Origin of the sequence: Streptomyces sp. NPDC002698, from assembly GCF_042888945.1 — a bacterium.
In the GTDB taxonomy this organism is placed as follows: Bacteria; Actinomycetota; Actinomycetes; order Streptomycetales; family Streptomycetaceae; genus Streptomyces.
Genome location: NZ_JBIAQM010000013.1, coordinates 68,640 through 92,160, shown reverse-complemented (window position 1 = coordinate 92,160; position 23,521 = coordinate 68,640). Strand labels below are relative to the sequence as shown.

15 protein-coding genes are annotated in these 23,521 nt (G+C 71.1%); 8 read left to right on the top strand and 7 right to left on the bottom strand.

The genetic code is table 11. The features are described from left to right. Positions 1–20 precede the first annotated feature (20 nt). A complete protein-coding gene (locus tag ACFYW9_RS20150) occupies positions 21–1,484 on the bottom strand; it encodes an MFS transporter (RefSeq protein WP_389151891.1) in 1,464 nt (487 codons plus the stop codon). Between the two features lie 96 nt (positions 1,485–1,580). On the opposite strand from ACFYW9_RS20150, the gene dusB reads away from it, so the two are divergent. Then, positions 1,581–2,747 (top strand): tRNA dihydrouridine synthase DusB, encoded by a 1,167-nt coding sequence (gene dusB / locus ACFYW9_RS20145; protein WP_351867128.1) that lies wholly within the window; start codon positions 1,581–1,583, stop codon positions 2,745–2,747. Positions 2,748–2,834: 87 nt separating this feature from the next. Here dusB and ACFYW9_RS20140 read toward each other — a convergent pair whose 3' ends face one another. Next, on the bottom strand, positions 2,835–4,772 hold the full coding sequence (locus ACFYW9_RS20140; RefSeq protein ID WP_389151886.1) for a glycogen debranching N-terminal domain-containing protein: 1,938 nt from the start codon (positions 4,770–4,772) through the stop codon (positions 2,835–2,837). Then, positions 4,769–6,409: a hypothetical protein gene (locus tag ACFYW9_RS20135; protein ID WP_389151883.1), complete on the bottom strand. Its 1,641-nt coding sequence runs from the start codon at positions 6,407–6,409 to the stop codon at positions 4,769–4,771. The genes ACFYW9_RS20140 and ACFYW9_RS20135 overlap by 4 nt, the downstream gene beginning before the upstream one ends. A gap of 119 nt (positions 6,410–6,528) precedes the next feature. Here ACFYW9_RS20135 and ACFYW9_RS20130 point away from each other — a divergent pair, with 119 nt between their 5' ends. The 6 genes from ACFYW9_RS20130 (at position 6,529) to ACFYW9_RS20105 (ending at position 16,482) form a co-directional block, all read left to right on the top strand. Then, entirely contained in the window at positions 6,529–7,755 is a 1,227-nt protein-coding gene (locus tag ACFYW9_RS20130; protein WP_389151880.1) for an ROK family protein, read from the top strand. A 560-nt stretch (positions 7,756–8,315) separates the two neighbouring features. After that, positions 8,316–11,057 (top strand): pyruvate, phosphate dikinase, encoded by a 2,742-nt coding sequence (gene ppdK, locus ACFYW9_RS20125; RefSeq protein ID WP_389151877.1) that lies wholly within the window; start codon positions 8,316–8,318, stop codon positions 11,055–11,057. A gap of 204 nt (positions 11,058–11,261) precedes the next feature. After that, positions 11,262–11,804: a hypothetical protein gene (locus ACFYW9_RS20120; protein WP_389151874.1), complete on the top strand. Its 543-nt coding sequence runs from the start codon at positions 11,262–11,264 to the stop codon at positions 11,802–11,804. Between the two features lie 440 nt (positions 11,805–12,244). Beyond that, positions 12,245–12,859, top strand: coding sequence for a CAP domain-containing protein (locus ACFYW9_RS20115; RefSeq protein ID WP_389151870.1), 615 nt, complete (start codon positions 12,245–12,247; stop codon positions 12,857–12,859). Positions 12,860–13,170: 311 nt separating this feature from the next. Continuing rightward, the gene (locus tag ACFYW9_RS20110; protein ID WP_389151867.1) at positions 13,171–14,877 is read left to right on the top strand and encodes an LCP family protein; all 1,707 of its coding nucleotides are present in this window, start codon (positions 13,171–13,173) and stop codon (positions 14,875–14,877) included. A gap of 99 nt (positions 14,878–14,976) precedes the next feature. Further along, positions 14,977–16,482 (top strand): hypothetical protein, encoded by a 1,506-nt coding sequence (locus ACFYW9_RS20105; protein ID WP_389151864.1) that lies wholly within the window; start codon positions 14,977–14,979, stop codon positions 16,480–16,482. Here ACFYW9_RS20105 and ACFYW9_RS20100 read toward each other — a convergent pair. Continuing rightward, entirely contained in the window at positions 16,449–17,444 is a 996-nt protein-coding gene (locus ACFYW9_RS20100; protein ID WP_389151861.1) for a hypothetical protein, read from the bottom strand. The two genes, ACFYW9_RS20105 and ACFYW9_RS20100, sit on opposite strands and share 34 nt — an antisense overlap. Positions 17,445–18,150: 706 nt before the next feature. Here ACFYW9_RS20100 and ACFYW9_RS20095 point away from each other — a divergent pair. Further along, positions 18,151–19,080, top strand: a complete 930-nt coding sequence (locus tag ACFYW9_RS20095; RefSeq protein WP_389151858.1) for an oxidoreductase — start codon at positions 18,151–18,153, stop codon at positions 19,078–19,080. A gap of 80 nt (positions 19,081–19,160) precedes the next feature. Here ACFYW9_RS20095 and nirD read toward each other — a convergent pair whose 3' ends face one another. From nirD to ACFYW9_RS20080, 3 genes are read right to left on the bottom strand one after another with little or no spacing between them, the layout of a single operon-like run. Next, complete coding sequence (gene nirD, locus ACFYW9_RS20090) at positions 19,161–19,523, bottom strand: nitrite reductase small subunit NirD (RefSeq protein WP_389151855.1); 363 nt, start codon at positions 19,521–19,523, stop codon at positions 19,161–19,163. Further along, the gene (gene nirB / locus ACFYW9_RS20085; protein WP_389151852.1) at positions 19,520–22,138 is read right to left on the bottom strand and encodes a nitrite reductase large subunit NirB; all 2,619 of its coding nucleotides are present in this window, start codon (positions 22,136–22,138) and stop codon (positions 19,520–19,522) included. Before nirB ends, nirD begins: the two co-directional genes overlap by 4 nt. Continuing rightward, positions 22,138–23,385 carry an NAD(P)/FAD-dependent oxidoreductase gene (locus tag ACFYW9_RS20080; protein ID WP_389151849.1) on the bottom strand — a complete coding sequence of 416 codons (1,248 nt, stop codon included), beginning with the start codon at positions 23,383–23,385 and terminating at the stop codon, positions 22,138–22,140. The genes nirB and ACFYW9_RS20080 overlap by 1 nt, the downstream gene beginning before the upstream one ends. Positions 23,386–23,521: the final 136 nt, after the last annotated feature.

Genomic DNA, 23,521 nt, shown 5'->3' with positions numbered 1-23,521 from the left:
GGCCCCCGCCGCCGGTCCGGTCAGGCGGCGGAGGGGTCCTGGGCGCGTACGCCCGCCGTGTCCCGGATCTCCGGGGACTCCAGCAGGCGGGCCGTCTCCTCGGCCGACGCGCGGGCCCGGCGCCCGCTGCTGAGCCAGCCGAGGACGAGGACGGCGACACCGCAGGCGGTGATGATCCACCAGCCGGGGCGGGAGGCCGCGACGAAGGTGTCCCGGTAGGCGGAGGCCTGGACGCCGGAGGCGAGGGCCGCGCCGATGACGGCGACACCGAGGGTGCCGCCGATCTGCCGGCTGGTCGAGGCGACGGCGGCGGCCACGCCCGCCTGGGCGCGGGGCATGCCGGAGACGGCCGTGTTGGTGATGGGCGCGTTCACGAAGCCGAAGCCGATGCCGAAGAAGACGTAGCCGATGACGAGCGTGACGTTCGACGTCTCCGCCTCGAACGCGGCGAACAGCACCCCGCTCACGGTCATCGCGACACCGGCGATCAGCAGCGACGGCCGGGGACCGCGGTTGCCGACCAGGCGTCCCGACACGGGCGCGCAGACGAAGCACAGGAACGCCATGGGCAGCATCCACAGGCCCGCGTGCAGGGCGTTCAGACCGCGCACGTTCTGGAGGTACAGCGTCGACAGGAACAGGAAGCCGCTGAGCGCGGCGAACGCGCTCACCGCGATGACGGTGGCCCCGCTGAACGGCACCGAGCGGAAGAAGCGCAGGTCGATGAGGGGTTCGTCGCGCCGGGACTCGTACCGGAGCAGGCCCAGCAGGGCGACGAGGGCGACCGCGCCGAAGGAGAGGGTGTGGACGGTCCCGGAGGTGGGCGCCTCGATGATCGCGTACGTGAGGGAGCCGAGCAGGGCGATGACGAGGAGCTGGCCGACCGGGTCGGGGCGGCGGGCCTTCGGGGCGCGGGACTCGGGGACGAAGCGCAGGGTCAGCAGGAGCGCGGCGAGGCCGACGGGGAGGTTGATCCAGAAGATCGACCGCCAGCCCACGGTGTCGACGAGCAGTCCGCCCACCAGCGGTCCCGCGGCCATCGATATGCCGACCACGGCGCCCCAGACGCCGATCGCGCGGGCCCGCTCGCGCGGGTCGGTGAAGGTGTTGGTGATGATCGACATCGCCACCGGGTTGAGCATCGAGCCGCCGACGGCCTGGACCATCCGGAAGACGATGAGCGTGTCGAGGTTCGGGGCCAGCGAGCAGAGCACCGAGCCGATGGTGAACAGGACCAGGCCCGTCATGAACACCTTGCGCCGGCCGATGCGGTCGGCGGTGGAGCCCGCGAGCATCAGCAGGGACGCCAGCACCAGGGTGTACGCGTCGATGGTCCACTGCATCCCCGCGACACTCGCGTGCAGCTCCTGCTGCATCGAGGGCAGGGCGACGTTCAGGACCGTGACGTCGAGGCTCACGATCAGCAGACTCATGCAGCAGATCGCGAGCACCAGTATCCGGTGACGGTGGCTGAGCTCAGGCATGCCGTCAGGGTACGTCGTTGTCGATAGTGTGTCTAACTAATGACCGCTACACGATCTTCCGTGCGAGCATCCGGCGCGGTACGCCACAATGGGGTAATGCCCACGCCCACGTCCACGGTGGACTCCCCGCTGAACTCCTCGCTCTCGATCGGCCCCCACAAGGCGCAGCCGCCCGTCGTCCTGGCCCCCATGGCCGGGATCACGAACGCGCCGTTCCGCACGCTGTGCCGCGAGTTCAGCGGCGGCAAGGGCCTGTTCGTCAGCGAGATGATCACCACGCGGGCGCTGGTCGAGCGCAACGAGAAGACCATGCAGCTGATCCACTTCGACGCGACCGAGAAGCCGCGCTCGATCCAGCTCTACGGGGTCGACCCCGCCACCGTCGGCAAGGCCGTCCGCATGATCGCGGAAGAGGACCTCGCCGACCACATCGACCTCAACTTCGGCTGCCCGGTCCCCAAGGTCACCCGCAAGGGCGGCGGCTCCGCCCTCCCGTACAAGCGCAACCTGCTGCGCGCGATCCTGCGCGAGGCCGTCAGCGGCGCCGGGGACCTGCCCGTCACCATGAAGATGCGCAAGGGCATCGACGACGACCACATCACCTTCCTCGACGCGGGACGGATCGCGGTCGAGGAGGGCGTGACGGCCATCGCGCTGCACGGCCGGACCGCGGCCCAGCACTACGGCGGCACCGCCGACTGGGACGCCATCGCCCGGCTGAAGGAGCACGTGCCGGAGATCCCCGTCCTCGGCAACGGCGACATCTGGTCGGCGGACGACGCGCTGCGGATGGTGCGCGAGACCGGGTGCGACGGGGTCGTCGTCGGGCGCGGCTGCCTCGGCCGGCCGTGGCTGTTCGGCGACCTGGTGGCCGCCTTCGAGGGCCGCCCCGACGCCTACGCGCGGCCGACGCTGCGCGAGGTCGCGGCCGTCATGGTCCGCCACGCCACGCTCCTCGGCGAGTGGATCGGCGACGAGGCGCGCGGTGTCATCGACTTCCGCAAGCACGTCGCCTGGTACCTCAAGGGCTTCTCGGTCGGCTCGGAGATGCGCAAGCGTCTCGCGATCACCTCGTCGCTCGCCGAACTCTCCGACGGGCTGGCCGAGCTGGACCAGGACCAGCCGTGGCCGTCGGGCGCCGACGGACCGCGCGGCCGTACCTCCGGCAACAACCGGGTCGTGCTGCCGGACGGCTGGCTGAAGGACCCCTACGACTGCGCGGGCGTGTCCGAGGACGCCGAACTGGACACCTCCGGCGGCTGACCCGCCGGCCGTCCGGCACGCGCGCCGCCCACGCGCGTACCGGACGACCCGGGCGCCGCCCCCACGGCGCCCGGTTTCCCGGTGGTACTACGCCCCGCCGACCGCCGCCAGCAGGGCCAGCGGTGCCGCCGCCGAACGGGACTCCCGTACGCAGGCGTGCGGGTAGGGCACCGGTTCGGCATGGGTGTCCCTGCCGTAGCCCGCGATGACCTCGGGGAGGCGGTGCCCCGCGGCCGTGGCCGCGTCCACGAGCCCGTGCGCCACCGTACGGGCCTCGTCGTGCAGTCCGTACCGCGCCAGCCCCAGGGTGATCAGGGCGTTGTCGTGCGGCCAGACGGAACCGCGGTGGTACGACAACGGGTGGTACGCGGGCTGGCCCGAAGCGAGCGTGCGCACTCCCCAGCCGGAGAAGAAGTCCGGTTCGAGGAGCCGCCGGCCGACCAGTTCGCCGTACTCCTTGTCCAGCAGACCGGACCACAGCAGATGGCCCGCGTCCGAGGCGAGCGCGTCGACATGCCGGCCGTCGCCGTCCAACGCCAGGGCGGGGAAGGCGTGCTCGTTCATCCAGAAGTCCCGCTGGAAACGGTCGCGCAGGTCGGCGGCGGCCTGTTCCAGGAGCGCCGCGTAGACCTCGTCGTCCCAGACCGTGCGGGCCAGTTGGGCGGTGCGGCGCAGCGCGTCGTACGCGTATCCCTGCGCGCCCGCCGCCATCACCGGCCCGGTGGGGCGGCTGCCGTCGGCCGAACAGATGGCGCCGGGGGAGTCCTTCCAGTTCTGGTTGGCGAGACCGCCGCCGTCCGCGCGGTAGACGAGATAGCCGCGCGAGGTCAGCCCGCCGTGGTCCAGCATCCAGCCGATCGCCGCACGGGCGTTGGGCTCCAGCCGGCGGGCCAGGGCCGTGTCGCCGGTGTGCTCGGTGTAGGCGCCGAGCAGCACCAGGAACAGCGGAGTCGCGTCCACCGAACCGTAGTAACGCCCGTACGGCACCTGCCCGAAGTGCGCCAGCTCGCCGTGCCGCACCTCGTGCACGATCTTGCCGGGCTGGGCGACCGCGCCCGCTCCCACCTCCACCGCCTGGGTGGCGGCCAGCGCGGGCAGGGTGGCGGCGGCGAGCTGAGGCCGGTAGGGCAGCGCGAACAGCGAGGTGAGCAGGGCGTCACGGCCCAGCAGGGTGAGGAACCAGGGGACCCCGGCCGCGGGCACCCGCAGCTCCTCGCCGTCCAGGCCCGTCGCCGGCACCTGGAGGACGGCCAGATCGGACAGGCCGCGCGCACAGGCCGCGGCCAGCTCGGGCCAGCCGGTCGGGAACGGCACCCCCTGCGCGAACTCGCCCTCCAGGGCGAGGAGCCGCTCGCCCGCCGCGGCGGGCGAGGTGGGAACCCGTGGCTCGTGCGTGGCGCCGTGCGGACGGGCCGCGACGCGCAGCGCCAGCTCCGCCGAACCGTGCGGTTCGAGGTCGAGCGTCCATACGAGGCGACGCGCGCCCGTGCCCGTCTCCTCCACCCCGTCCGGCGCGGGCTCGGAGGTGACCGTCGTCCGGGACCGCCACTCCCCGCGCCGGTAGCTGAACTCGACCCCGTCGTCCAGGACCTGGCGCTGACGTACGACACCTGTCTTGGCGTACGTGCGGTGGTCGGAACGCAGTTCGAACTGATCGGTGAAGTCGGCGTCCGCGGTGACCGCGATCCGCACCGTCGTGGCCGTCGGGCGATTGCTGGTGACGCGCAGCGCCTCCACGAACGAGCCCTCGGCGACGGCCTGTTCACGGAAGAGCGTGTAGGCGGGCGGCTCGTTGCGGCCGCCGCGCGGCACCAGTACGCAGCGTGCCGTGTCACCGTCCGAGACCGGCGTGAGTGCCTCGGGCACCGCGCCGTCCACGGTGAGCTGCCAGCGGCTCAGGTGCCGGGCGTCCCGTACGAACAACCCGTCCGGAGAGCTGCCGCCCCGCACTCCGCTGATGTCCCCGCCGTCGCCCACGGCGGCGAACGTTCCACCGTGCACGAGCAGATGATGCCGGTCCGTCATCCCCGGTCCCCTCCCTTGGCGTCCGCCCCGAAATCGAATGCGCGCTGTCCCGCACCGCCGGCGCCGGTGCCCGGCGCCGTGTCGGTCAACGCGTCGTGCCCCTGCGGGGACACGACCGATGGTGCCCCGGAGGACTCGTGCAGCAGATCGAGCGTCAGTGCCGCCGTCCAGCTGAACCCGAGTGCTCCGCAGGCCTCGCCGGTGAAGGGGTCCACGTACTCCGCGAACCCGGACTCCCCGGCGGTGTCCAGCAGGGCGGTCCGCAGCGCGTCCGCCCGTCCGTGCTCCCCGTGCAGCCGCAGCCCGCGCTCCAGCAGCCAGTTGGTGTTGAACCAGGCGGGCCCCCGCCAGTAGCGGTGCGGATCGAACGCCTCGCCGGTCAGGTCGTAGCTGGGTACGAGGCGCGCCGCTTCGCCCAGCCCGAAGTGCGGTCCGCCCGCGGTCCGTACGAGCGCGGCGGCGATGTCGCGCGGCAGCGCGGGCAGGATGAGGGGCAGCAGCCCGGCGACACTGCGCTCGGGAATCAGCACCCCGCGCCCGCCCCTCCCGCCGGCTCCGCCGCCCGCGCCGGCCCTGTCGCCGCCGCCCGCGCCGCTCCGCTCGTCCCGGCAGAAGAACATGCCCTCCGCCGGGTCCCACAGCCGCTCCACCAGCGCCGCCGTCAGCCGCTCCGCGCGCGCGTGCCGGGCCGTCCCCGTCGCGCCCAGTTCCCGCGCGATCTCGGCCAGCGCGTGTTCCGAGGCGATCAGCAGGGCGTTGAACAGCGGGTCCTCGACGGCGAACTCGCCGCCGCCGTCGGTGTATCCCCGGTCCCGGTAGTCCGCGGCCAGCCGCACGTACCGCCCGTAGTCGAGATCCGTCGGCCGGTCCTCGGGAGCGCCGTGGTCGAGGTCGGCGCGCCGGAAGGAGCGGGCCGGCGCCGGGGTGACGCGGCTGAGCGGGGCGTCCCAGCAGGGGCTGTTGTCCATGCCCTGCTCCCAGGGATGGACCACGCTGGCGAGGCCGCCGCCGCCCAGGTCCCGGCGGTGCAGGAGATAGCGGTGCCAGGCCGCCAGGCGGGGATACATCCGGGAGAGGAACGAGCGGGCCCCGGACAGTCCCGGATCCGCCCGGTGCACCAGCCACACCGCGAGCGCGTGCACCGGTGGCTGCACGATGCCCGACGTCTGTACCGTGCGCGGGGCGCCCGCGGCGCGCCCGGCGGTGGAGGAGCGCCAGAAGTCGGGGCTCGGGAAGTACGCGTCGAGCGGGACGGAGGGGTTGAACACGATGTGCGGCACACGCCCGTCGGCCCACTGCGCGCCGAGCAGGGTCTCCAGCTCCGTCTGCGCCCGCAGCGGGGACAGATGGCGCAGGCCGATCGCGATGAACGCGGAGTCCCAGGACCACTGGTGCGGGTACAGACCGCGGGAGGGCACCGTGGACGTTCCGGTCCAGTTGCCGTCCAGCACCCGGGAGGCCCTGAGGTGCAGCGACCCCGACGGCCCGCCGGGATCGTATACGGGTGCTCCGCTCCGGACGATCCCGGCCGCGTGCGGCGGGGAGGGCGGGCCGGAGGCGCGCGGGGGAATCCCGGTGGTGCTCACAGGAGCCGTGGGGCCCCTGTGCAGGGCGGTGAGCTGGGTTGTGCTGTCCACTCAGGTCTCCCCGAAGACGTCCGGCCGGCCGGTTCGGCAGTGTCTGCCGTAGGGTTACGTCTATTTAACACGCAAAACTCAATATGTAATGCAGAGTTGGGGAACGCAAGAGGGTGCGCATGACGGAAAGGCGGGGAGTGACCGTGAAGACCGGGAACCAGGCAAGCGCCGGAGAACTGCTCGAACTGGTGCGCAGCGGCCGGGCCACCACGCGCGGGGCGCTCCAGCGGGCCACCGGTCTGTCGCGGGCCACGGTCGGCCAGCGCCTGGACCGGCTGTTCCGCGCGGGCTGGCTCCGCGAGGGGGCCGGCGGCCCCGTCGACTCACCCCTCGGCGGCCGTCCCTCCATCACCCTGGAGTTCGACGACGAGCACGCCGTCGTCCTGGCCGCCGACCTCGACACCCGGCACGGCCGGGCCGCCGTCCTCACCCTGACCGGCGAGATCCTCGCCGAGCACGCGGGACCCCTGGTGATCGACGACGGCCCCGAGGCGGTCCTCGGTGAGCTCGGACGCTGGTTCGCCGAGCTGGTCGGCAAGTCCGGCCGGCCGGCCGACGCCGTCTGCGGCATCGGGCTCGCGGTGCCGGGCCCCGTCGACAGCGAGACCGGCCGCGTGGTCCAGCCGCCGATCATGCCGGGCTGGGACGGCTACGACATAAGGGGCCGGCTGGGCCGCGCCTTCGCCGAACACGCGGGCACCGGCGCCGCCCGCGTCCCCGTGCTCGTGGACAACGACGCCAACCTCATGGCGTACGGGGAGCAGCGCGCCGGTTATCCGGACTGCTCGGCGTTCGCGCTGGTCAAGGTCTCCACCGGTATCGGCGCCGGCATGGTCGTCGGCGGCACCGTCTACCGGGGCGTCGACGGCGGCGCGGGCGACATCGGGCACATCCGGGTCGGCGCCGACGCGCTGTGCCGGTGCGGCTCGTACGGCTGTCTGGCCGCCGTCGCCAGTGGCGGCGCGGTGGCGCGCAGGCTCGCGGAGTCCGGGGTCCCGGCCGCGTCCGGCTCGGACGTGCGCGAGCTGCTGGCGGCCGGCCACCCCGAGGCGACGGCGCTCGCGCGGGAGGCGGGCCGCCGGGTCGGGGACGTCCTGGCCACCGTGGTGACGCTGCTCAACCCGGGCGTGCTGATGATCGCCGGGGACCTGGCCGGAACCCCGTTCCTCACGGGCGTACGGGAGTTGCTGTACCAGCGGGCGCTGCCCCGTTCCACCGCTCACCTGGACGTGGTGACCTCCCGGCTCGGTGAGCGGGCCGGCCTCGTGGGCGCGGGCGCGCTGGTCGTGGAGCACCTGTACGCGCCGGAGCGGGCCGAGGAGCGGCTGGCGGCTCTCGGAGTGTGACGGGCGGGGCCGTGCGTTCCGGGGTGGTCCGTTCCGGGGTCACCCGCGCGGGCACCGCGGCCGGCGTCACTCGCGCGGGCGTCGCGGCCGGGGTCACCCGTGGGGCCGTCGCGGTGCGGCATCCGGGTGAGACATCCGTGGGCCGTGCTCGTATCTCCGTGTGTCGCGCCCCGGATCGTGGTCCGGATGATGAAATTCGAGTCCTCCTGGTGGCGTGATTCTCGCCACCCTTGATAGGGGTCGCGCTCAGATGAGCGGATCTTGTGCGACTGCACTTCCCTAAGGGGTGGCACTCAGTGCCACCCCCTGATCGTTCATCGATTAAACTCAGACGTGCCCGAGCCTGCTCACCTGAGCGAAAAACGCGGTCTGTGAGCGTTGATTCGTTCAAGAAGTGAAAACATCGGCACTCGATGACTTGCCAAGCCTTGACTTTGGATCTGGTGGCGGACGAGTGGTTACAGGCACATGACGCGCAAGTGGACGTACCCAGGTGCCTTCGATCTGGGTATGTTCCCCGTCGTCAGGGCAGCCACCGCGACGTCGAGGAGTCGAGACTCGTGTCGGAAAACAAAGATCCCCACGTAGCCGAAAGCGGCGTTGGTGGAGCGAAGTTCGTTTATGACTTCACCGAGGGCAACAGGGACCTCAAGGACCTGCTCGGGGGCAAGGGCGCCAACCTCGCCGAAATGACCAACCTGGGTCTCCCCGTCCCGCCCGGCTTCACCATCACCACCGAGGCGTGCAAGACCTACCTCGACAGTGGCGAGGAGCCGGCGGCACTGCGTGACGAGGTGAGTGCGCACCTCGAGGCCCTCGAAGCCAAGATGGGCAAGAAGCTCGGCCAGGCCGACGACCCCCTGCTCGTCTCCGTCCGCTCCGGGGCCAAGTTCTCCATGCCCGGCATGATGGACACCGTCCTGAACATCGGTCTCTCCGACAAGTCCGTGCTGGGTCTGTCCCGGCAGGCCGGCGACGACCGCTTCGCGTGGGACTCCTACCGCCGCCTCATCCAGATGTTCGGCAAGACGGTCCTCGGCGTGGACGGCGAGCTCTTCGAGGAGGCCCTGGAGGCGGCGAAGGACCTCAAGAAGGTCACCGTCGACACGGACCTGGAGGCGGCCGACCTCAAGAAGCTCGTCACCAAGTTCAAGAAGATCGTCAAGACCGAGGCCGGCCGGGACTTCCCGCAGGACCCGCGCGAGCAGATGGACCTCGCCATCAAGGCGGTCTTCGACTCGTGGAACGGCGACCGCGCGAAGCTGTACCGCCGCCAGGAGCGCATCCCGCACGACCTCGGCACGGCCGTCAACATCTGTTCGATGGTCTTCGGCAACCTCGGCCCCGACTCCGGCACCGGCGTCGCCTTCACCCGCGACCCCGCCTCCGGCCACCAGGGCGTCTACGGCGACTACCTCCAGAACGCCCAGGGCGAGGACGTCGTCGCCGGTATCCGCAACACGGTCCCGCTCGCCGAGCTGGAGTCGATCGACAAGAAGTCGTACGACCAGCTCATGCAGATCATGGAGACCCTGGAGAACCACTACAAGGATCTCTGCGACATCGAGTTCACCATCGAGCGCGGCCAGCTCTGGATGCTCCAGACCCGGGTCGGCAAGCGCACGGCGGGCGCGGCCTTCCGCATCGCCACGCAGCTCGTGGACCAGGGGCTGATCGACGAGGCCGAGGCGCTCCAGCGCGTGACGGGCGCCCAGCTCGCGCAGCTGATGTTCCCGCGCTTCGACGAGGACGCGAAGGTCGCGCAGGTCGGCCGCGGCATCGCCGCGTCGCCGGGCGCCGCCGTCGGCAAGGCCGTCTTCGACTCGTACACCGCGGTGAAGTGGTCCCGCTCCGGCGAGAAGGTCATCCTGGTCCGCCGCGAGACGAACCCCGACGACCTGGACGGCATGATCGCGGCCGAGGGCATCCTCACCTCGCGCGGCGGCAAGACCTCCCACGCGGCCGTCGTCGCCCGCGGCATGGGCAAGACCTGTGTCTGCGGCGCCGAGGAGCTGGAGGTCGACACCAAGCGCCGCCGGATGACCGTTCCCGGCGGGCACGTCGTCGAGGAGGGCGACCTCATCTCGATCGACGGCTCCAGCGGCAAGGTGTACCTCGGTGAGGTCCCCGTCGTCCCGTCCCCGGTCGTCGAGTACTTCGAGGGCCGGATGCACGCGGGCGCCGACGACGCCGACGAACTGGTCGAGGCCGTCCACCGGATCATGGCCTTCGCCGACCGCAAGCGCAGCCTGCGCGTGCGCGCCAACGCCGACAACGCCGAGGACGCGCTGCGCGCCCGCCGCTTCGGCGCCCAGGGCATCGGTCTGTGCCGCACCGAGCACATGTTCCTCGGCGACCGCCGCGAGCTGGTCGAGCGCCTGATCCTCGCGGACACCGAGACCGAGCGCGAGGAGTCGCTGAAGGCGCTCCTGCCGCTCCAGAAGAAGGACTTCGTCGAGCTGTTCTCGGCGATGGACGGCCTCCCGGTCACGGTCCGTCTCCTGGACCCGCCGCTGCACGAGTTCCTGCCGGACATCACCGAGCTGTCGGTGCGTGTCGCGCTCGCCGAGTCCCGCAAGGACTCCAACGAGAACGACCTCCGTCTCCTCCAGGCCGTGCACCGGCTGCACGAGCAGAACCCGATGCTGGGCCTGCGCGGTGTGCGCCTCGGCCTCGTCATCCCCGGCCTGTTCACCATGCAGGTACGGGCCATCGCGGAGGCGGCCGCCGAGCGCAAGAACGCCAAGGGCGACCCGCGCGCCGAGATCATGATCCCGCTCGTCGGCACCGTCCAGGAGCTGGAGATCGTCCGCGAGGAGGCCGACCAGGTCATCGCCGAGGTCGAGGCGGCCACCGGCGTGCACCTGAAGCTGGCGATCGGCACGATGATCGAGCTGCCGCGCGCCGCGCTGACGGCCGGCCAGATCGCCGAGGCGGCCGAGTTCTTCTCCTTCGGCACGAACGACCTCACCCAGACGGTGTGGGGCTTCAGCCGCGACGACGTGGAGGCCTCCTTCTTCACGGCGTACCTGGAGAAGGGCATCTTCGGCGTCAGCCCGTTCGAGACGATCGACAAGGACGGCGTCGGCTCCCTGGTCAAGTCCGCGGTGAAGGCCGGCCGCGAGACGCGCCCCGACCTGAAGCTCGGCGTCTGCGGCGAGCACGGCGGCGACCCGGAGTCGGTCCACTTCTTCCACGAGGTGGGTCTGGACTACGTCTCCTGCTCCCCGTTCCGCATCCCGGTCGCCCGCCTGGAAGCGGGCCGCGCGGCCTCCAGCTCGAAGGGCAGCGACCACCGCTGACCCACCGGGCGAAGACCCCGGAGCCGCCGCCCGTCCCCGACCCTCAACACCGATGGGCGACGGCTCCGGCCCACGAGAAGGGGCGGCACCCTGTGCGGGGGTGCCGCCCCTTCGGGCACATCATGATGCCGACGTACCCTTCCGAACACCTCATCGCGGTTCGTAGGATTGCCCTATCGCCGACGCCGGCAAGGGACGGGGCCGATGCAGACCGATGACATCCTGTGGCGGGCCAACATGGCGTCAGCGGGCCGACCGTGGCGTCGCTGGCTGATCAACACCCTGGGTACTGCCGGACCGACCACCCTGGCGCTCCTGCTCGCAGCGACCGGAGGCGGCGTCGACGGAGTGCTCTTTCGCGTCGCCCTGGGCGGTACGGCGCTCACCTTCGGGGTCTGGGCCTTTCTCCTCGTACGTGACCTCAGGTCGCTGGTCGACGTGCGGGTGACCGGTGGAGGACAGCAACTGCGGATGACGACGGCCGCAGGCCGCGTCCTGACGCGTGCGGCGAACGACGTGGCCCAGGTCGACCTGGTGTACACGCCATGGCGGGATGCCTCGGCCGTCACCCAGGGCGAGCTGAGGCTGGAGCTGCGGCTTCGCCAGGGCGTCCTGGGCTACCGCGGTCGATGGTGCGGCACGAGGTCCGAGGAAAGGCACCAGACCGTGGCCATGTGGCGGCGGGTCTGTCCTGCCGCCACCATCGCGGAGAGAGTCCAGTTCAGGACCGAGGGGACCGGGGACTGAGTGCCCTGAGAGTGCCCTCGGGTATGCGGGAAGGGCTGACCTCCCAGCTCAGGACGTCAGCCGTCCACCCTGTGCGGGTCGGCATGCTCCGCGGTGACTGTCAAGCCATGCCGCCGACCGGGCAAGTCGGCGTTCATCGGCGTCGGTTGCCGTTGAGCCTGCCGGAAGCCGTCGTGCCCTCCGGGTGGGGTTGGTTTCCGTGACGGACCATCACCATGAAGAATCCGCCCTGGTGTTGCACATTCCAGGGCGGCCCCTTCGTTCCGCTGTCCTTCGGACCCCCGCCCCGAACCGGGTGGACGCGGCAGTCACCCGCCAGGAGCCCGGGAGAAGGGCAAGTGCGTCCGCGAGTGGCGTGCCCGGCCCGTGGCCCCGGATGGCGACGGATCAGGGCCGGTGGCAGCCTGGATGAGAAGACCGTTCGTGTTCGCAGGAGGTGGATGTCCGTGCAGAACCACATCTCGCGCACCGGAAAACTGCTGAGCACTGCCGCGGTTGCAGCTTTGTCGGCCACGCTCTTCCCTGTCGTGGCGGCCCCGCCCGCGGCGGCCGTGACCTGCGACCAGGTTGCCGCCAACCGGGCCCCGACCGCCGCGACGGCCGCCCAGGCGAGGGCTGCCGTGACCTGCCTGATCAACGCGCAGCGCACACAGCGCGGGCTGCCTTCCCTCACCACCAACCAGGCCCTGACGAACGCGGCCCAGCAGCATGCTGTCGCGGCCGTCCAGCTGAAGTGGTGGGGACCGGGCAAGGACCCGCACCGCAATCCCCAGACCGGCTCGACACCGCAGACCCGTATCCAGGCGGCCGGATACTGTCCCCATCCCATCTCGTGGGAGTTCAACGAGATCGCGTACACCGGGTGGGGCGGATCGGGAACTCCGCAGGCCGCCGTCAACTGGTGGATGAACAGCCCCGGCCACCGCGCCATCATCCTCAAGCCGTCGCTGCGCGAGATGGGCCCGTGGGCCCAGCCCGGCTCGGCGGCCCAGGCCGGCGCCTCGTCGCCCGACGCCGGCACCTACGTCGTGACGTTCGGACGCTGCCAGCGGTGAATCCCCCATGGTTCTGGGGACATTGGCGGGGGCGGTCGAGACAACAGGGGCGGCATCGCCACGGGGGTGCCGTACCTCGGGAGTCCTCCGAGGAGCTCCGTACCCGGGTCCCCGGGCCCGCGTATCGGTCCGCCGTCACCTGAGCCCGCTTCAAGGTCCTTGTCCAGCAGTGCTGTTGTATGTCACTCGAATGCAACCATCGGCCGCATTCGAATGTCCGAACGGGTGTCCCGAGGTCTACCACGGGGCGGATCCGGCACGGGCCGGGTGGCAGGAGCCCGTGAGGGGCGACACAGCACAGATGGAGGACCGTGGACACGCGAGGCGGCAGGAACATCGACCCTGCGGACCAGTGGGTTCTCGACCCGGAGACCGGTGACTACCGGCTGCAGGAGGGCACCGGTGACGCCCCGGCCGCCACGGTTCCGGCGCAGGGAGGCCGTCGCGCGCGCCGCGAGGGGGAGCGGCGGTCCGTCCCGGAGCCGGACGAGGGCGGCAGCGGCAGCGGCACGGGCGGGGGCACCCGCCGCGGCGGCGCGGCGAGGTCCCGGAAAGCCAAGCGGTCCACGAAGCGGAAGGTCCTGATGTGGACCGCGGGGACGCTGGGCTTCGTGTTGCTGGCGGGCAGTGCCGGGGCCTATCTGCTGTACCGGCACTTCAACGGCAACATCAGCACGGTGGACGTCGGCTCCGCGGGCAACAAGAACGCGACCAGCGACGACGCGGTGAACATCCTGGTCATCGGCACCGACAGCCGAATAGGCCTGGGCGGGAAGTACGGGGACGCCGGCAGCGTGGGCCACGCCGACACCACGATCCTCTTCCATGTGGCGAAGGACCGGTCGAACGCGACGGCGATGAGCATTCCGCGCGACATGGTCACCGGCATCCCGGCCTGCCCGACCAAGCAGAAGGACGGCTCCACCGAAACGATCAAGGGGACGCCCAAGGCGACGTACGGCCCGCGCTTCAACGAGAGCCTCGGGCAGGAGGGCCGCGACCCGGGCTGCACCATGCGGACCGTCACCGCGCTCACCGGCCTGCCGGTCGACCACTTCATCCTGGTCAACTTCGAGGCCGTGAAGACCCTCTCCACGGCTGTCGGAGGCGTGCCGATCTGCCTCACCCATGACATCGACGACACGGACGAGCGGGGTCAGGGCTCCCATCTGCGCCTGCCCGCCGGCCCGCACACGGTCCAGGGCGAACAGGCCCTGCAGTTCGTCAGGACCCGTCACTCGCTGAAGAACGGCAGCGACCTGGACCGCATCGACCTGCAGAAGCAGTTCCTGAGTTCGATGATCCGTCAGATGAAGTCCGGCGACACCCTCACCGATCCCCGGAAGCTCTTCAAACTGGCGAACGCGGCCACCAAGTCGCTCACGGTGGACACCGGCATCGGCGGTGTCGACAAGCTCACCGCCCTCGCCAAGGACCTCAACCAGGTCGATCCCGAGCACATCACCTTCACGACGCTGCCGGTCGTCGACAACCCGGCCGAGGGGAAGAACCACAGGACCGTCGTGGTCGACGAGACCAGGGCGCCCGCGCTCTTCGCGGCGCTCAAGAACGACGTCTCGCTGACCGAGGTCGAGAAGAAGCCCACGGCCTCCGACGCCAAGCTGAAGGGCCCCAAGGCGGACCCGTCGCAGGTCCGGGTCACCGTCTACAACGGCGGCGGCCCCCAGGGCTCGGCGCAGACCACCCTGGAGTGGCTGCAGAACACCAAGGGCGTCCCCCACTCCACCAACGGCGGCAACGCCCCGGAGGGGCAGCAGGACCGTACGACCCTGGCCTACGCTCCCGGCCAGGCCGACCAGGCCCGGGCCCTCGCCGCGATGATGGGTCTGTCCGCCTCGGCGCTCCACCCCGGCAAGGACGGCTCAGGGGCCGGGACCGACATGACTCTCACCCTCGGACGTGACTTCAAGGGCCCCGGAGTGCCTGTCACCGGCCCGGCCAAGCCCCCGGCCGATGTCCCGCAGTCGCACGCCGACAAGAACGTGTGCGTCGGCTGACAGCGGGCGGACGCGCCTCCCGCACCCGGACGCTCCGGGGAGCCGAACGGGGTAGCTCCGCGTGCACCGGGCCATGGCGGGTTCCAGTCTGGGCCCATGATGAGCATCCGTCCCTGGGTCGTTGTCGAGCCGCCGGACAGCCGTGGGCTGCGGCGGGTCGTCGTGGGCGGAGAGACGGCGGGCCATGCCTGGTCGGAAGCCGGGCTGCGGAGGATCCTCGGGCGCCTCGGTCACCCGGAGGACCTGGATCTGGAGGATCCGGCAACCGTCTGCTGGCGCGGAGGCGACAGCGGGACGTGGCCCGACCGCGCGGGGAGGCGGCACGGGGTCACCGTGCTCATGGTGGCCGGGCTGCTCGCGTCCATGGTCCTCAGCGCGGTCGTCGGGGGGCCCGACGCCTTCGGGGCCCTGACCTTCGCGCAACGGCTCAACGGGATCGTGTTCGTCCTGTCGGGCGCGGTGCAGGGCGCGGCGGCCGTCGCGGCACTCGACTACGGGGGGAAACGGCACTTCCGCGCCTCCGGGGCGATCGTCCTGCTCGGCGTGCTCATCGCGCTCGCCACCGACAGTCTGCTGCTGTTCATGTGGCTCGAAGAGGTGGAGTTCACGCCTTATGCGCTGGTGTTCATGCCGCTTTGGTGCTGGTCCCTGTGGGCCCTGTGCCTTCTTGTACGGAACAGGTCGTGGAAGGAGGTCCCACAGCCCAAGAGGTTCGCGGCCGGAGTGGTCGTCACCGCGCTCCTGACCGGCGTCAGCCTGGCGTATTCGACCATGTACCAGCCTGCGGCGGCCCCGATGCACCTCACTCTGAAGGCGGAATTCGGGAGGTCTCGGGTGGATCGTTCGCTCGGTTTTCTCCAGGTCCCGATGACGCTTTACATGAAGAACACCGGAGGGATTCCGGTGTACATCCTCAATGACGCCTACAGAGTTTCCGGCAGAGGGGGTGAGTACTCCAAGAACCCTGCCGACAGGGACCTGATGCGGGAGTGGCGGGAGAGCGCGGGGCAGCGGGGTGAGGACTCGGGGGAGGCGGAGCGCCACGTCGACCACCTCGTGCACACCACGATCAGCAGCGGGCACTTCTACGGTCCCGGCAACCGGCTCGAAATCGGGGAGGAGTACACGCGCAAGCATGTGTTCCAGCTTCCCAAGGACGCCAAGTACGACATCTTGAGCGTCGACCTCATGATCTCGTACATGAGGAAGGACCGGGGGAAACTCGGAGTGGAGGAATTCAAGACTCCTCATTATTCATGGGATCCGCATGCCGGGCGATACTACTGCGACCCGGAAGGGGGGTGTTTTCAGCAGATCATCCACCACGGGAGAGTGCGGCACAACGACAACCTTGTGAACCTGACGCGCAAGCCGCGCTATGTGACGGCGATCTGGTCCCCGAAACGCGACCCCGAGTCGTTCATCTCCCCGTTCGATTTCAAAGGGGAGACGGGTCTGGGCCGGAAGGAGAGGAGAGAGCTGGGAAGATACGGGGTCGCGAAGGCTCAGATGAGTTACGAGGTCTCCCTCGCGGAGCTGCTGGCTCCGCCCCCTGTTCTGCTGCCGCCGGGTTACTCGAGCCAGGTGCCGACGGCGACCCCGTAGTCCTCGTCGAGGTAAGCGGCGGTCGACCGGCAGTAAGAGGCCCGCTGGCCGATGGTGGACCACAGGTCGTCCCTCGGGACGACCTTGGCGAGCTCGATGATGAGCGGTGCGATCTTGATCGGTGCGCTGACTTTCTCGTTGCTCTCCAGCTCGGCGAGGACGTCGAGCAGGACGTCGGTCTTCTCCTCGGACTTCCAGAAGTCCTTGACTCCTTCCGGGCGCCAACTGCCGGGAACCAGGTCCTTCAGCTCCTCGGGGAGTTCGTCCCCGGCCGACGACTGGAATATGGCGGTGCTGCAGGTCTCGGCCGCCTTGCCGAGGGGGTCCTTCGGCCGGCCCTGGGCCGAGGCCGCCTCCTCCTGCTTGTCGCTGATGCGGGCGGACCGGTCCCGCATGTCCTTCTCGGCTTCGGCCCGGTCCTTGGACGACGACTTGGGATCGTTGAACACCCGCAGCTTCTCGTTCTGCTCGTACACGACCTGAACGAGCGCGTACCGGTGCTTCGGAGGCATGGCCGCGGCCGTACTCGCCGGGGACGTCTCCGGGGTGGCGGCGGCGTCTGCCTGCGCGACGCCCATCTGTTCCTCGAACGCCCGGAGCGAGGCCGTCCGATGGCCCCCCGTCACCGCGCTGCTCAACCCTCCCGTAATCGCCAGCAGCTGTTCTCGCAGCTCCGCGGGTGTCCGGGAGTCGCAGATCATGTCCAGCGCGGACGTCGTGCGCTTCATGACCAGGAGGGCGGAGGACCGCGTCTCGGGCGGCACCCGCGAGTCGTACCCCACCTTCAGGGCGGAGGACACCTGCTTCACGAGTGCGGTCAGCTGTTTTTGGAGCCGCGGAGGTGTGCTGTCGTCACCGGTGGCCGTCAGCGCGATGGTCAGATGCTCGACGCTCTCGATGACCCCTTGCCGGTCCCGCAGCGACGTCCCGGGATCCTTGACCGCTTCGAGCGCGGTGGTCAATTCGTCGACGGTCGGCGCGAGTTCCTCGGGAACGATTCCCTTCGTCTCGTTCAGGCGTGTCGCGGTTTCATCGATTTGTCTCTTCTGTTCCGTGAAGGGGTCGGTATCCCCTTGCTCCGTGTCACCGGAACCCGGCGGCTGTGACGACCGGTCAGAGTCCGGTGTGTGTTCCTGATCCGACGACGCGCCGGTCGGTGCGGAGGTGGTGCCGCTGGGCGTAGGCGTGCCACTCGGTGCGGAGGTCGTACCGCTGGGCGTCGGCGTGCCACTCGGCGTCGACGAGGGAGGCGGACTGTCCCCCGGTGAGGGGGGCGGTGTCGTCCCGACCGCTGACGTCCTGCTCGCGCCGGGGGCCTGGAGCGCTGCTGTCGCATTTGTCAGACCGGCTGGAAACGCGAGCGTCGCGGCCAAGAGGGATGCGTTGACGCTGTGGACGGCGCGTCGCCTGAAGGTTCTGGCCATGGGGGTTCCAGATGCGCTTCGCGGGGTGCTTGCTTCATCCGTTGCGGACCGGGCCCACATTCCACTCTTCACCTGGTCGGTTCCCCCCGCAACGCGGGCGCCGGGCTCGGTGTCGTCCTCGCGGAGTGCGGGACTTGGAAGGTGATCGGGGCGGGCGCGCGGTACGGGATGGGGAGGGGTGTGCGCCGGGCGGAGCGGCGTCCGTAGGGTGGGGCCGACGATGAGGCAGTGGGAGGAGCGGGGCATGGGTGGCTGGAGTGCGAAGGACATGCCCGGGCAGCGGGGACGGGTCGCCGTCGTCACCGGGGCCAACAGCGGGCTGGGGCTCGTCACCGCGCGTGAGCTGGCGCGCGGCGGGGCCCGGGTGGTGCTCGCCTGCCGCAGCGAGACCCGCGGCAGGGAAGCGGCCGAGCGGATCGCCGCCGAAGTGCCCGCTGCGGAGGTGGAGTTCGGCCGCCTCGACCTCGGGGACCTCGCGTCCGTAAGGGAGTTCGCGGACTCCTTCTCCTGTGACCGCCTCGACCTGCTCGTGAACAACGCGGGCGTGATGGCGCTGCCGTACGGGACGACGGCCGACGGGTTCGAGACGCAGTTCGGTGTGAACCACCTCGGGCACTTCGCGCTCACCGGGCTGCTGTTCCCGTTGATCGCGAAGACCCCCGGCGCGCGGATCGTCACCGTGTCGAGCATGGTCCACGCGCTCTCGGACATCGACCTCGACGATCTCGACAGCGAGAAGCAGCCGTATCGCAAGTGGATCGCCTACGGCCGGTCCAAGAGCGCCAATCTCCTCTTCACGCACGAGCTCGCGCGGCGGCTGTCCGCCGCCGGGTCCGATGTCGTCGCGGCCGCGGCGCACCCCGGGTACGCCTCCACCAACCTGCAGACCGCCGGGCCCCGGCTGGAGGGGCGCAAGCGCGCCGAGCGGCTGATGGAGATCGGCAACCGCGTCTTCGCGCAGAGCGCCGAGGCCGGCGCCCTGCCGTCGCTGTACGCGGCCACCGCTCCCGGCGTGCGGCCCGACACCTTCGTCGGACCGTCGTTCGCGATGTGGCGCGGCTCGCCCTCGACGTCCTGGCGGGCCGGCCGGACCCGGGACGACACCAGGGCGGAGCTGCTCTGGGCCGCCTCGGAGCGGCTGACGGGCGTCACGTACGAGGGGCTCAAGGGCTGACACCGCAGGGCCGCGCCCCGGGGGGGGGGACCCGGACCGGTTCAGGCGGCCAGGCCGGGCCAGGCCGGGACCGGACCGGCTCAGGCGGCCCGCACCTCGTACGTCGCCACCCGCACCTCCTCGTCGTCCAGGCACCGCCCGGACTCCAGGTCGAAGCGCTGCTTGAGCAGTGGAGAGGCGACGAACAGGCGGCCCCGGTGGGTTCCGGTCAGCCCGCGGGAGAGCACCGCGGCCCCACTGAACGGATCACGGTTGTCGATCGCGTACGCCCGTCCCGCGCGGTCGGTGAACAGGGCGACCTGGCGGCCGTCCGGGAGGAGGGCGGCGACGCCCCGCCCCGGAGTCAGCAGGGACAGCTCGCAGACCGTGAACCAGCCGCCCTCCAGCAGGAGCTGGAGCGTGAGGGCCGTCGTCGGCCGGGTCGTCTCGGGTGCCAGGGTCATCGCTGGGCACTTCCTTCCAGGGCTTCCAGGGGTCGGTGTCCGATGGTCAGCAGCGGCAGGTCGGGCTTGATCTGGTCGCGCTCGGGGACGAAGCCGACGACCGGGTCCGGGGTGTCGGGGGCGTTCACGAACGACACGAACCGGCCCAGCTTCTCCGGGTCGTTGATGGTCTCGGCCCACTCGTCCCGGTAGTTCGCGACATGCGCGGTCATCAGTGACTCCAGCTCCTCGCAGATGCCGAGCGAGTCCTCCACGACCACCTCGCGAACGTGGTCGAGGCCGCCGGGAATCCGCTCCAGCCAGGTCGAGGTGCGCTCCAGGCGGTCCGCGGTGCGGATGTAGAACATCAGGAAGCGGTCGATCAGACGGACCAGTTCGGCGTCGGACAGGTCCTGGGCCAGCAGGTCCGCGTGGCGCGGGGTCGCGCCGCCGTTGCCGCCGACGTAGAGGTTCCAGCCGTTGGAGGTGGCGATGATGCCGAAGTCCTTCGACTGGGCCTCGGCGCACTCGCGGGCGCACCCGGAGACCGCCGACTTGAGCTTGTGCGGGGACCGCAGACCCCGGTAGCGCAGCTCCAGGTCGATCGCCATCCGCACCGAGTCCTGCACGCCGTACCGGCACCAGGTCTGTCCGACGCAGGACTTCACCGTCCGCAGCGACTTGCCGTACGCGTGCCCGGACTCGAAGCCGGCGTCCACCAGCCGTGCCCAGATCAGCGGGAGCTGCTCCACCCGAGCACCGAACAGGTCGATCCGCTGACCGCCGGTGATCTTCGTGTAGAGCCCGAAGTCCCGTGCCACCTCGCCGATCACGATGAGCTTCTCGGGAGTGATCTCGCCGCCGGGGATGCGCGGCACGATCGAGTACGAGCCGTTCTTCTGGAGGTTGGCGAGGAAGTGGTCGTTGGTGTCCTGGAGCGCGGCCTGTTCGCCGTCCAGGACGTAGCCGTCGGCGCCGATCGTGGGGGCGAGGGAGGCGATGATCGAGCCGACGGCGGGCTTGCAGACCTCGCAGCCGTCACCGCCCCGGGCGTCCTCGCGGCCGTACCGGTCCAGCAGCGTCCGGTACGAGGCGATCCTGAGCGCCAGGACGATCTCGTACAGCTCCTCGCGGGTCTGCCCGAAGCAGCCGCACAGGCCCTTGTCGATCTCGACGCCGCTCGCCTCCAGCTCGGCGGTGACCAGCTGGCCCAGTACCTTGACGCAACTGCCGCAGCCCGTACCGGCCTTGGTGCACTTCTTGACCTCGGGCACGGTGGTGCAGGAGTGCTCGGTCACCGCGCCGCGGATCGTGCCCTTGGTGACGTTGTGGCAGGAGCAGACGACCGCCTCGTCCGGCAGCGCGGACGGGCCGAGCTGCACCGGGGCGCCCGCCCCCGCCGGCAGGACCAGGGACTCCGGGGAGACCGGCGGGACCGAGCCGGTGAACGCGCGCAGCGTGCCGTACGCCTCCGCGTCGCCGATCAGGATGCCGCCGAGCAGTGTGCCGTCCCGGCCGATGACCAGCTTCTTGTACAGGCCCGCGCGGGAGTCGGAGTAGACGACGTCCAGGCAGTCCTCGGTGGTGCCGTGGGCGTCGCCGAAGGACGCCACGTCGACGCCGAGCAGCTTGAGCTTGGTGGACAGGTCCGCGCCCGTGAACGCCCTCTCGTCCTCGGCGATGGTCGCCGCGGCCGTCTCCGCCTGCTCGTAGCCGGGCGCCACCAGGCCGTACACCCGGCCGTCCGCCGCCAGCGCGCACTCGCCGATCGCGAACACCCGTGCGTCGGTGACCGTACGGCACTGCTCGTCGACGGTGATGCCGCCGCGCTCGCCGACCGTCAGACCGCAGTCGCGGGCCAGTTGGTCGCGGGGGCGGACACCGGCGGAGAACACCACCAGGTCGGTGGCGAGTTCGGAGCCGTCGGAGAGCTTCATGCCGGTGACCGCGCCGTCCTCGCCGACCACGATCGCCTGTGTGCCCACGCCCGTGTGGACGGACAGGCCCATGTCCTCGATCGTGCGCAGGAGCGCGGCCCCGCCGCCCTCGTCGACCTGCACCGGCATCAGCCGGGGCGCGAACTCCACGATGTGGCTGGTGAGTCCGAGGCCCTTGAGCGCACCCGCGGCCTCCAGCCCCAGCAGACCGCCGCCGACGACGGCTCCGGTCGTCGCCCGCGACCTCGCGTACTCCTCGATGGCGAGCAGGTCGTCGATCGTGCGGTAGACGAAACAGCCCTCGGCGTCCTTGCCGGGGACCGGCGGGACGAACGGGAAGGAACCGGTGGCCAGGACGAGGGTGTCGTAGCCGACCGTCAGACCGGACCTGGCCGTCACGGTGCGCGCGGCCCGGTCGACCGACTCGGCCGGGTCGCCGACGTGCAGTTCGATGCCGTGCCCGCGGATGAACTCCATGTCGGTCATGGAGAGGTCCTCGGGGGTCTTCCCGGAGAAGTACGAGGTGAGGGCGACGCGGTCGTAGGCGGGGCGCGGCTCCTCGCACAGCACGACCACGCGGTGCGTGGCGGTCAGACCGCGTTCGGCGAGCGCTTCGAGGAAGCGCTGGCCGACCATGCCGTGGCCGACGAGCACGATCGTGGGGCGGGGCCGGCCCCCGTCGGTAGCGGTCGTGGACATCAGGAGCCTCCATCGTTGGTGAGCAGGTGGAGCAGGGGGGCGCCGTCCGCAGGGAGCGGCTCGGCTCCCTCCCAGGCGCGGGCGAGCGCGCCGACGGTGCCGAGTTCGCCGACGAGAACCCCGCCGACCAGGCGGTCGTCGCGGACGACGACCTTGCGGTAGGTGCCGCGGGTGGCGTCCGTGAGCTGGACGACGTCGTCGCCCGGGCGTGGTTCGGTCTCGCCGAACGCGGCCAGGTCGAAGGGAGCGAGGCCGGAGGGTGTGGGTCCGGCGGGGGTGTCCCGTCCGGTCAGGGTGAGCCGGGTCAGGGAACGGGTGCCGGAGTAGCGGGCGTTCGCGTCCCCCGCGAGCAGTTCGGCCAGCAGGTCCGCCTGTTCGAGGGCGGGGGCGGCGAGACCGTAGACCGTGCCGTCGTGCTGGGCGCAGTCCCCGAGGGCGCGGACGTGCGGGTCGCTGGTGCGCAGTTCGTCGTCGACGAGGACGCCCTTGTGGACGGCGAGACCGGCCTCCTCGGCCAGGCCCACGCGCGGACGCACCCCGCAGGCCAGCACCACCAGGTCGGCGTCGAGCGCGTAGCCGTCGGCCAGTTCCACCGAGCGGACCGCGCCGCCCAGGCAGCGCACGTCCCGTACCCGGCACTCGGTGTGCACCTCGACGCCGAGGTCGAGCAGATGCCGCAGCACCAGCTTCGAGGCGCTCGGGTCGAGCTGGCGCTCCATGAGCCGCTCGGCCTGCTGGGCGAGGACCACCTGGGCGCCGCGCACGGCGAGCGCCCGGGCGGCGGAGACGCCCAGCAGACCACCGCCGACGACGACCGCCCGCACCCCCGGCCGCAGCGCCTTCGACAGGCCCAGGCAGTCGTCCATGGTGCGGAACGCGTGGACGCCCTCGGGCAGTTCGTGGTCGGGACCGAACAGGCCACGCAGCGGCGGCAGCACCGGGTTGGAGCCGGTGGCCAGGACCAGCGTGTCGTATGCGATCTCCGTACCGTCCGCGCAGCTCACGGTCCGCGCGAGGCGGTCGATGCCGGTGACCCGGGCGCGGACCAGCTCCGGCGGGGCCGGGAGCGAGATCACCTCCGGCTCGTAGCGTCCGGCCAGCACCTCGGCGAGCAGCACCCGGTTGTAGGGCCGGTGCTCCTCCTCGCCGACGACCAGCGCGGACCCGCCGAGCTCACCGAGCCGCCGGGCGAACCGGACGCCCGCGAGGCCGGCGCCGATCACCACCACACGCGTATTCGAGGTCATGACCACACCGTGCGGTGCCGGTGTTACCCGGTGGCATCACCTCTGTTTCCCGGGAGGAACGCTGCCCTCAGCCGGGGCGGGACGGCGGTGTGAGGCCGCGGGGGAGGGTACGGAGCGAGGTGCAGGGGGAGCGGGC